Annotated in this window: 10 protein-coding genes and 2 pseudogenes; 8 read left to right on the plus strand and 4 right to left on the minus strand. The window is 66.8% G+C overall.

What is annotated here, in order from left to right; translation table 11 throughout:
• The first annotated feature begins 1,164 nt into the window (after window positions 1-1,164).
• On the plus strand, window positions 1,165-1,392 hold the full coding sequence (locus ACFFQA_RS26385) for a hypothetical protein (protein WP_377857637.1): 228 nt from the start codon (window positions 1,165-1,167) through the stop codon (window positions 1,390-1,392).
• Window positions 1,380-1,685: a hypothetical protein gene (locus ACFFQA_RS26390; protein ID WP_377857639.1), complete on the plus strand. Its 306-nt coding sequence runs from the start codon at window positions 1,380-1,382 to the stop codon at window positions 1,683-1,685. The genes ACFFQA_RS26385 and ACFFQA_RS26390 overlap by 13 nt, the downstream gene beginning before the upstream one ends.
• Before the next feature lie 231 nt (window positions 1,686-1,916).
• Here ACFFQA_RS26390 and ACFFQA_RS26395 read toward each other — a convergent pair.
• Window positions 1,917-2,048, minus strand: a pseudogene (locus ACFFQA_RS26395) (type II toxin-antitoxin system HicA family toxin); the annotation flags it as partial.
• Between the two features lie 92 nt (window positions 2,049-2,140).
• Entirely contained in the window at window positions 2,141-2,362 is a 222-nt protein-coding gene (locus ACFFQA_RS26400) for a type II toxin-antitoxin system HicB family antitoxin (RefSeq protein ID WP_377857642.1), read from the minus strand.
• A gap of 225 nt (window positions 2,363-2,587) precedes the next feature.
• On the opposite strand from ACFFQA_RS26400, the gene ACFFQA_RS26405 reads away from it, so the two are divergent.
• Together ACFFQA_RS26405 and ACFFQA_RS26410 are read left to right on the plus strand one after the other, a co-directional pair.
• Complete coding sequence (locus ACFFQA_RS26405; RefSeq protein ID WP_377857645.1) at window positions 2,588-2,863, plus strand: hypothetical protein; 276 nt, start codon at window positions 2,588-2,590, stop codon at window positions 2,861-2,863.
• A gap of 258 nt (window positions 2,864-3,121) precedes the next feature.
• On the plus strand, window positions 3,122-3,796 hold the full coding sequence (locus ACFFQA_RS26410; RefSeq protein ID WP_377857727.1) for a class I SAM-dependent methyltransferase: 675 nt from the start codon (window positions 3,122-3,124) through the stop codon (window positions 3,794-3,796).
• A gap of 1,126 nt (window positions 3,797-4,922) precedes the next feature.
• Here the strand turns inward: ACFFQA_RS26410 and ACFFQA_RS26415 are convergent.
• On the minus strand, window positions 4,923-5,540 hold the full coding sequence (locus ACFFQA_RS26415) for a helix-turn-helix domain-containing protein (protein WP_377857647.1): 618 nt from the start codon (window positions 5,538-5,540) through the stop codon (window positions 4,923-4,925).
• Between the two features lie 338 nt (window positions 5,541-5,878).
• Between ACFFQA_RS26415 and ACFFQA_RS26420 the strand changes: the two genes are divergently transcribed.
• From ACFFQA_RS26420 to ACFFQA_RS26435, 4 genes are read left to right on the plus strand one after another with little or no spacing between them, the layout of a single operon-like run.
• A complete protein-coding gene (locus ACFFQA_RS26420) occupies window positions 5,879-7,018 on the plus strand; it encodes a serine hydrolase domain-containing protein (protein ID WP_377857650.1) in 1,140 nt (379 codons plus the stop codon).
• Window positions 7,019-7,036: 18 nt separating this feature from the next.
• A complete protein-coding gene (locus tag ACFFQA_RS26425) occupies window positions 7,037-7,588 on the plus strand; it encodes a VanZ family protein (protein WP_377857653.1) in 552 nt (183 codons plus the stop codon).
• Window positions 7,589-7,597: 9 nt separating this feature from the next.
• Window positions 7,598-8,269, plus strand: coding sequence for a response regulator transcription factor (locus tag ACFFQA_RS26430; protein WP_377857656.1), 672 nt, complete (start codon window positions 7,598-7,600; stop codon window positions 8,267-8,269).
• Window positions 8,266-9,357, plus strand: a complete 1,092-nt coding sequence (locus tag ACFFQA_RS26435; protein WP_377857659.1) for a sensor histidine kinase — start codon at window positions 8,266-8,268, stop codon at window positions 9,355-9,357. Before ACFFQA_RS26430 ends, ACFFQA_RS26435 begins: the two co-directional genes overlap by 4 nt.
• 112 nt (window positions 9,358-9,469) lie before the next feature.
• Here the strand turns inward: ACFFQA_RS26435 and ACFFQA_RS26440 are convergent.
• A pseudogene (locus tag ACFFQA_RS26440) lies at window positions 9,470-9,665 on the minus strand (hypothetical protein); the annotation flags it as partial.

Raw genomic sequence — 9,665 nt, forward strand, 5'->3', positions numbered from 1 at the left:
TTTTTGCTGGTCACCGGGTTTTTTGTGTCGTGGGTAGATCTTTTCGCGACTGGTCTCGGACGTGAGGATCTCGCCGAGAGACTCGGTGCCCCAGCGGGGCAGGATGTGGTTGCGCAGGATGCTGCGGTAGTTCGTCTCCGTGCGGATGTCGACGTCGATCGTGTCGATCCATACTGCGGCCCACGAGGTGACGGTGGTTTTGGCGTCGTCGGGGTCGTGCCGGCGGCCTCGGCGCTTGTCGGACTCGAGGTCGTCGGCGTAGTTACGGGCTTCCCTCGCGCTGCGGAATCCCGAGACCGATCCGATTCGGCCGTCCTTTTTCACGTAGCGGGCCCGCCAGGAGTTCTTCCCGATCTTCTCTATCCAGGCCATGGTGTCCTCCAGGATCAGGAATGATGTTTGGTGGGGCAGGTCTGTTATGCGCCTCAACGAGAGTAAGCGCAATTCGATGTTGATTGCGCCGGGTGGGCGGAGGATAGTGGTGCGAGTCCGCGAGAGCTTTAACCTTGCCTGATCTGGACACTGCGGTCTTCGGTGCGTAAGTGTTTTCGTTCGCTGTGGGGATGGAAGTCTGGTTCCCGCCAAGGCTACTTCGATCGCTCGCGCTGTTGACCGTATCCGGCCGTGCGCAGCATCGCGGGCCGCGATCCGGACTCTCTCCCTTGGCTGGAGAGCATCTTCCGGGGACATGGCGCTCACCGTTCAGCTAGCGATAGCGGAGACTTCCTCGCGCTGGACCTTGGCCGAGCCGTGACGCCCAGGAACCACCCGGGCTGCCCTCCCGAGGTGATCGCGCTGACGACGTGGCCGAATCCCGGGCTGTTTGCGTACAGCGTGCGTCCGCGCGGGTTGCTGACTGTGCAGCCCTGGGTGAGGGTGACGATGCGGTAGAAGCTACGTCGCTTGGAGTTCAGTGGATGCGCGTAGGTTCGAATCCTGGGCCAGGTTCGTACAGGGTCTGCGCAATCGTCTACCCGTCGTGAACTGCGGATATCCGCCACGATCGACCTTCCGCCCCGGCGGAGCACTCGTCAAAGCTAGAGACGTGGGCCACTGTGTTACTCGTCCGCGCCGCAAGTACGGCGTAACCGTGACCGCGCCGGGGAGTCGTGGGCCTACCGTCAGTGCACGAGTGATCCGGTCGGTCTCAGCGATTCAATGCGCGTGACGATGCGGAGCTATCTCTCTACGCATCACCTCTACGCGGCCCGCTACGCCGCAGAGGACGCGCGCGCTCGTGAAGCCGACCGGATCGGGGATCGACCCGGCTTCGATGTTCGTCACCGGGGTCATGTTCTGTGCGCGGTGATCGAGTCGGTCGCCTTCCTGGAAGCAGCGATCAACGAGAAGCTTGCCAGATTGAATGGGTATGAGAGGGTGTGGCATCGCTGATGGATGAGAAAAAGGCATGGTCTCAAGCGGTCGCAGATTTTCCTTTCGGTAGTCGAGTTTCGGGTTCTGTCGTGCGGGTGATGCCGTTTGGTTTGATCGTCGACGTCGCAGATGCTCCGAACGTAAAATTTGTTGCCGATGCTATTGATGTTCGAGGAAGGGGTGGTGAAGTGATCGGTGTCGACGGGTTTCGTGTGGGTGATGTCGTGGCCGGCGTGATAGTTGATCATGTGGCACATAATCTCGAGATTAAGATGAGAATCGCAGTCCGGGGTGGAGTCGGCGAGCCCTAGCTCTGTCGCGCTGGTGATCCCCTGGCGGTCCCCGACGTCATGAAAAAGGACAAAGCTGCCATCCGCCTGTACGAACGTCTCGGGTGGAAGCGCATCGGTTCCGCTCGCCACCAGTTCGGAGAAGGGCAGAGCATCCCGGCCTTCTGCTATGTCTCGCCGAGCCCCTGGAACGACAAGAGCCCCTGCTGTTCTCCCATCAATTCAACGGGAGAACAGCAGGGGCTGGCTGCGTCAGGTGATGTGCGCCAGGAACTCGGCGGTGGTGATCCCGGCTTGCCGCAGGATCGAGGCGAGCGTCCCGCGCTTGGCGGTGCGGTGCTGCGGCACGATCACCGTCCGGCCGGTCGCGTTGCGCAGGATGGCGTGGCTGCCTTTCGTTCACACGTGCTCGAAGCCGTAGTGCTCGGTGAGGACCTTCATCACCTGCCGGACAGGCAGGTCAGACAAAGCGGGACTCACGCAGCTCCCGGCACCTGGAACGAGGTCACCAGCGGTGTGCTGGTGATCTGCCCGACGGCGTCCGGCATCACTTCGAGGTACAGCTCGACCGCTTCCGCCAGGTTCGCCAGAGCTTCCTGGATCGTCTTTCCCTGACTGGCTACGTCGATCTCCAGGCACTGAGCGACATACCAGTCCTCTTCCTGGTGTATAGCGGCTGTCAGCGTTCGCTCGCTCATGAACACAGTGTCGCACCCCTTAGTGGTCCGCGGTGAAGTTCGTCGAGGTCACGCGTTCTCAGGCGCCCTGGCCGGCCGGAGAGCGCCGAACAGGAGTGCCCGCAGTTGAGGTAGTGGTGGTGTACCCGCCGCCGCTCGCTGACCCGCTCCACGGCCTGATCGACAAGGCACCCACGCACGCGGCCAAGCTCGCCGGAACGCTCGTCGCGATCCACGCCCTGCCCAGTGCAGACATCCGCCGGCTCCGCGTGGACGATCTCGATCGCCACCGGGGACCGGCTTACCGTCGCCCGGCCCGGCCTCACCCACGTCGTCCATCTCGACGAATACACCCTGGACCTGGCGACCGCATGGCTGCGAGAACGCGTCCAGCGCTGGCCGCACACCACCAACCCACACCTGCTCACCACGCAGCAAGGCGCCACCGACGACCGCAACAGGCCCATGCATGCCGTCAGCTTCCGCATGCTCTTCGCCCCGATGGGGCTCACATCCAGCTAGCTCCGCATCGACCGGCTCTACGACGAAGCCCGCCACACTGTGCCGACCCCGTCCACCTCATGCGCACCTTCGGAATGTGCACCAACACTGCCATGACCTACCTCGAAGCCATCCACCCCGAACGCGCCCGACCCAAGCCTGACGATCGCTACTCTCCAAGCAAGCCGATCAGCAGGGGAGGCACGCGTGGACGGAACAGAGCTCTACGACGAAATCGGCACCGGATACTCGCTGGGACGGCGCACCGACCCTCGATGGATGACCCCCATCCTCGCCGCGCTCGGCACCGCCCGTTCCATCGCCGACGTGGGCGCGGGGACCGGCTCCTACGAGCCGCACGATCGACAGGTACTCGCCCTCGAACCGTCCATCGAGATGATCCGTCAACGACCGCCCGACGCGAGCCCCGCTGTTCGCGCGGTCGCCGAGGCCCTGCCAGTCCGCGACCGCGCCGTCGACGCCGCGCTGGCCGTGCTCACCGTCCACCACTGGACCGACTGGCGAGCCGGGCTCGCCGAGCTCCGCCGGATAGCGCCGCGCCAAGTCATCCTCGCCTACGACACACGCCGACACACCGAGTTCTGGTTCGTCCGCGAGTACGTGCCCGAGATCGCCAACCTGGAACTCACCCGCCCCTCCGCAGACGACATCGCGAACGAACTCGGCGCCGACAGCGTCACTCCCCTGCCGCTGCCCTGGGACTTCAATGACGGGGTGTTTCCCGCCTACTGGCGACGCCCGGCCGCCTACCTCGATCCCCGCGTCCGCCGCGCCTGCTCCGCACTCGCCCAAACCAACCCAGATGCCGTCGAGCGCGGGATACGCCGCCTGCGCGAAGACCTGCGCAGCGGCCGATGGCACGAAAACCACCGGGACCTGCTCAACCTCGACCAATGGGACGCCGGCTTCCGTCTCATCGTGTCGCACACCTGAACCAGCCCAGCCGTTCCCAGCACCTCCGCTCCTCCCCGCGAACAGCAATGGCAAACCCCACCTGGCACAGCGAACCGACCGGCAAACCCGCCGCTCTCACCGCATCACCATCGAGTTCCCTCACCAACACCCACCAGGAATCCACGAACCCGTGGGCTTCTGCCGAAGCCGAGCAGGAAGGCCAGCCCGACGACGACGCCCATGATCACGATGACGGCTTTGACGACGGTGGCCTCGTCCGAACCTGATCGCGTTGGCGATGTAGCTGCGGGTCGGGTCATTGAGGGGCACCTGCTTCGGTGCGCTCCCAAGGTCCACTCCCCGGATTTTTCGTGTTCCCAGTAGATCTTTTCCCGGCTTGGCCTCCTCACGTGGATCTCCGAAAGTGGAGGGGTTCTGGAGGAGCTGCGCCAGCGGTGGCGTGGTCGTCCGGGTGCTGATGTGCGGCGGCTGCGGTTGACCCGCGTGCGGCGGTATGGGGGGCAGGCGGCGTGCAGGCGGGCTGTCGGTTGCGCTTCGAAGGTGAAGTTTCGGGCGTGGAAGGCTTCGCGGGCCTCGTCAGCCAGGTCGTGCTTGCCATATCGGTCGGCTGCTTTGGCGAAGTCATGTCCGAACAGCACACGCAGGGGCGTCTCTGTCGGGGAAGGCTTTGTTGGCTTGATGGTCCACAAGACAGGCCGCTCCGGCACCGTCGCGATGGCGCTCAAACCCGTACAGAATTGCCGGTACGCTCAAGAAATCCGTATCAGGTGTGTATGGAACACGTGGCTCTTGCAGGGTGAACGTGGTCGGCTGAGTTGAGACAGCCCGGTACGCAGGCCGTACTCCGAGCAAACACCTCAAGGACACGGCGCGGAGTCGCAGCGCCCATCTCGGTCTGACCTACCAGCAAGCACGGCGCGACATCCTCAAGCAGCTCGAATGGCTTGAGCCGTTTCCGCACCTACCGATCGTGTGGGACATCGGTCGCTCCGCCTTGAGGAGCCTGCCGAGCGTTGCCGCCCACCGGGCAGCCTTGGGGGCTGTCGAACTGGCACTGCGCGAATGCCGCATCCTCCAAGGAGCCGCTGACCGCGACAAGTGGAGGACCATCGACGGTCACATCGACCTGGACTGGCACCAAGGGTCATTTGCTCACGAAGTCGTTCAGGCACTGGTGGCGTTGGCTGAAGACCCCGATGGCGGCTGTGCGCTCGACAACGGGGAGCTCGATGCGGTCTGGATCTACGGAGTCCGAGTGAGATTCCGGCCGTACAGCCCTATCGGAGCGGCCAGCTGCCGCGCGTGATGCTCGGCCGCCCTCGACGACGAAGTCGATCACTGGGTCAGATCGCCCTTGTGGCAGGACAGCGTTGGGGATTGGGGTGTATCGCGGGCGTACCGAAAATTGCGTACGCCACCGCAACAGTCTCCCGTCTTCCATGGAGGCGTGGGCGATCGGTTGCCGATATGCGGTCGCCGGTGACGGCTTGATGGGGCGGTCCGCCTTGTCGCAGTTTGGAGTAGTGGTGCGGGTCGGAGGCGTCCATGAGGATGGATGTGAGGGGCCTCGCCGGTGCACCGTCCGGCTGAGCGGTGTGAGGTCAGGAGCGCAGGTACGCCAGCACCGCGAGCACCCTTCGGTGTTCGTCGCCGCGACCGGCAGATCGAGCTCGGTGAAGATGCTGCTGATGTGCTTGTTCACCGCGGTCTCGGTGACCGTGAGGTGCCGGGCGATGGCCGCGTTCGACCGGCCTTCGGCCATCTGTGCGAGCACCTCGCGTTCGCCCGCGCTGATCCGGCTGAGCGGACCATGCCTGCGTGCCAGCGCCCCCGGGTCTGGAACAGCTCGCGGAGCCCGGCTTCCGTCAGAGCGAGTGCCCTCCTTTGTCCTTTGTGGACTCTCCGGTGGTCGTGCCACCGTGACTGCCCTCCGTGTATCGCGGGCGTATGGAAAAACGCATACGCCGCCGCAACAGGTGTCCGAGTTCCATGGTCGTTGACCGGGGGAGGGACGTGACCATGGGGGTGGATGTCGTGCGTGGTGTCGGCCGGAGGCAATTGCTCGGGTGGGGTGGCCTGGCGGCCGCGGGTGCGTCGTTCGTGGGGGGAGCACGGGGGCACGCGGATACCGGTGAGGGCATCCCGCCGGACGCGTTGCCGGGTGGGGCCTACGACAGGCTCGTGGCGAAGCTGGCGAAAGAGGACAAGTTCTCCGGCACGGTGCTGCTCTCGTACCGGGGGCGGACGGTGCTGTCGCGCAGCTATGGCTTGGCGGACAAGGAAAAGGGAGTCCGCAACCACGAGGGCACAGCGGTCAACCTCGGCTCGGCGGCGAAGCCCTTCGCGGCGGTGGCGATCCTTCAGCTGGTGCAGCAGGACAAGGTGCGCCTCTGGGAGACCGTGGGCAAGTACCTGAAGGGCTTCGCCCAGGACGTCATGGAGAAGGTCACCGTCCACCACCTGCTCAGCGGCACCACGGGGCTGGTCAACCCGGAGCACGACCTGCAACGCGTCTTCCACAGCAAGGAAGAGGTCCATGAGTACTGGGAGCAGTGGAGCCGCAAGGGGAAGCTGGACTTCGCTCCCGGCGCGGGCGAGGACACGACGAGCGGTGGTCTCGCGATCGCCGCGCAGATCGTGGAGGCGGTGACCGGCATGGCGTACTGGGACTACGTGCACGAGCACGTCTTCAAGCGCGCGGGCATGACCGGGTCGGGGTTCTTCACCAGGCCGCAGTGGCTCACCGACGCGCACATCGCGCACTCGTACATGCGCCAGGCGGACGGCAGCCGGGTGGACATCGTGCGGAACCTGGACAAGGGCAGCCCGGGGCAGCACGAACCCGGCAAGAACAACGCGCGGAACTTCATCGACCACGCCGGGGACGGCGGATTCGCCACGGCGCGGGATCTGGCGCGGTTCGCGCAGGGGCTGTGTGACGGCACAGTGCTGAAGAAGCCCTTCGCGGACCTGCTCCTCCAGCCGAAGCTCCCGATCGGCAAGGGCAAGTTCGGCGGTCCGCCGCCCCCGTACCCGGCGTTCACGAACTACACGATGCCGATCTCGCTGCACGACGGTCAGTGGATCACCGGGCGCGGCGGCGTCAACCCGGGCAGCTGCGTCAACTGGAACCTCTACCTGGACAGCGGCTGGGTCGGCGTCCTCACCAGCAACTACGACGACTTCCCGCTCGGGGAGATCCTGGAGCAGGAGCAGCTCGCGATCATGGGATCGCGCTGAATCAGAAGCGGAGCGCGGGTGCTCGACAGGTGGCAGGACTGGGTCAGTACGGAGACCGGCATCGTGGCGAGCACGGTGGTAGGACTGCCGGTGGCGGGCCTCGTGGTGTGCGGACTGGCGTACCTCCGGCGCGGCAGCGGGGATGCCTGGCGCAGGTCGCTGGCGCAGGTGGGCCTGGTCTACGGGACGGTGCCGTTCGTGTGGCTGACCCTGATGCCGGGCAGCCGAGCGGGCAAGGTGCCGGGCCGGACGAGCCTGGTGCCGTTCCAGGACCTGCTCGACGTGGACGCGGGCCAGATCATCGGCAACCTGCTGGTGTTCGCGGCGTTGGGGTGCTTCGGGCCGATGGTGTTCGCGGAACTGGGGTCGCTGTCGCGGGTCCTGGCGCTCGCGGCGACCTGCTCGGTCTCGATCGAGGTCGCGCAGTACGTGTTCCAGCTGGACCGGGTGTCCTCCGTGGACGACGTGCTGCTCAACACGGTGGGGGCCGGGCTGGCGGCGCTGGTCTCGCGCCGGTGGTGGCCCGCCAGGTCGGGTTCGCGTATGCCGGCGATATCCGGTGCTGCCTAGGCTGAGGGGATGCGCGTGCTGATCGTGGAGGACGAGCCCTACCTGGCCGAAGCCGTTCGCGACGGCCTCCGGCTGGAAGCGATCGCCGCCGACGTCGCCCACGACGGTGACGCCGCGCTGGAGCTGCTCAGCGTCAACAGCTACGACCTGGCGGTGCTCGACCGCGACATCCCCGGCCCCTCGGGCGATGAGGTCGCGCGACGGATCGTGGCCTCGGGCAGCGGCATCCCGATCCTCATGCTCACCGCCGCCGACCGGATCGACGACAAGGCCTCGGGCTTCGAGCTGGGCGCCGACGACTACCTCACCAAACCGTTCGAGCTGCGGGAGCTGGTCATGCGGCTGAGGGCGCTGGACCGCAGGCGCGCGCACGCCCGGCCGCCGGTGCGCGAGATCGCGGGCCTGCGGGTGGACCCCTTCCGGCGGGAGGTCTTCCGCGACGGCCGCCACGTCGCGCTCACCAGGAAGCAGTTCGCCGTGCTCGAAGTCCTGGTCGCGGCCGAGGGCGGAGTGGTGAGCGCGGAGGAGCTGCTGGAGCGGGCCTGGGACGAGAACGCCGACCCCTTCACCAACGCCGTGCGGATCACGATCTCCGCGCTGCGCAAGCGGCTGGGCGAACCGTGGCTGATCGCGACGGTGCCCGGCGTCGGCTACCGGATCGACGCCGACGTGAGCCCGTGATCAGGCGCAAGGCGCTCAGCGTTCGGCTGAAGCTCACCCTCAGCTACGCGGGTGTCGTCCTGCTCGTCGGCGCCGTCCTGCTGGCCGTGTCGTGGGTGTTCCTGCTGCGCTACATCCCGGACAAAGACCAGGGCCTGCTCTTCATCAGCCCCAACCAGTACCTCCTGACGCGGATCTTCGGCTGGGCCGCGCTCAAGGCCATGGCCGTGCTGCTCGTGGCGGGTCTGGTGGGCGGGTGGTTCCTCGCGGGCCGGATGCTCGCGCCGCTGCACCGGATCGCGGACGCTGCGCGGCTGGCCTCGCTGGGATCGCTGGCGCACCGGATCCGCCTCGACGGGCCCAAGGACGAGTTCCGCGAGTTGGCCGACGTGTTCGACACGATGCTCGAACAGCTCGAATCGCACGTCGCCGAGCAACAGCGGTTCGCCGCGAACGCCTCGCACGAGCTGCGCACCCCGCTGGCGATCTCGCAGACGCTGCTCGACGTCGCCCGTGGCGACCCGGAGCGCGACCAGGAGGAGCTGATCGAACGCCTGCGCTCGGTCAACAGGCGCGCGATCGACCTCACCGAGGCCCTGTTGCTGCTCAGCCGCAGCGACCGCAGGACCTTCACCCGTGAGCCGGTCGACCTCTCCCTCGTCGCCGAGGAGGCCATCGAAACGCTGCTACCCCTCGCGGAGCAGCGCGGGATCTCGTTGGAGGTCACCGGCGGGACGACGCACGTCTCCGGTTCGGCGGCGCTCATCCTGCGAGTGGTGACGAACCTCGTCCAGAACGCGATCGTGCACAACCTCCCGGCGGGCGGGACCGTGAAGATCCACACCGAGCCGTGGCTGGGTTCGGGTGTGCTGCGGGTCGAGAACACGGGGCATCCGGTCCCGGCAGAACTGGTGCCGACGCTCGTCGAGCCGTTCCAACGCGGAACGGCTCGCGCCCGCGCCGACGGCTACGCGGGAGTCGGCCTGGGCCTGGCCATCGTGCACAGCATCGTTCGGGCCCACGACGGGACCATCGATCTGGCACCGCGCCCCGACGGCGGCCTCGTGGTGACGATCAGGCTGCCTGACGCGGTGCTCTCGGAGCAGTGAGGTCAGCGGCTCCAGTGCGGGTCGCGGCCGAGGTAGCGCAGCAGCACGGCGTCGTCGTCACCCGCCTCGGCGGGCAGCGCGGGCGCGCAGGCGCCGTAGTTGCGCAGCGGCTTCACGATCTGTTGCGCGACGGGGAGCAGCTCCCGCGCGAGCGAGGGCGACGGCGGCGAGGGAGCCCAGCGGCCACCGCCAGGTCCCAGGCGTGCACGGCGGCGTCGAGGGCGCACGCGCCCACGCCCAGCGCCGCGGACATGGAGTTGGGCGGCACCGGGACGGACACGTTCTCGGCGTCGGCGGCGACGCCGGAC

Source organism: Allokutzneria oryzae (assembly GCF_042429765.1).
Classification (GTDB): domain Bacteria; phylum Actinomycetota; class Actinomycetes; order Mycobacteriales; family Pseudonocardiaceae; genus Allokutzneria; species Allokutzneria oryzae.

What these genes read in the sequence shown, in the direction of transcription:
- ACFFQA_RS26400 (WP_377857642.1), bottom strand. Translation starts at nt 2,362, where the DNA reads ATGAGCGAGCGAACGCTGACAGCCGCTATACACCAGGAAGAGGACTGG.
- ACFFQA_RS26410 (WP_377857727.1), top strand. Translation starts at nt 3,122, where the DNA reads ATGACCCCCATCCTCGCCGCGCTCGGCACCGCCCGTTCCATCGCCGAC.
- ACFFQA_RS26415 (WP_377857647.1), bottom strand. Translation starts at nt 5,540, where the DNA reads ATGGCCGAAGGCCGGTCGAACGCGGCCATCGCCCGGCACCTCACGGTC.
- ACFFQA_RS26430 (WP_377857656.1), top strand. Translation starts at nt 7,598, where the DNA reads ATGCGCGTGCTGATCGTGGAGGACGAGCCCTACCTGGCCGAAGCCGTT.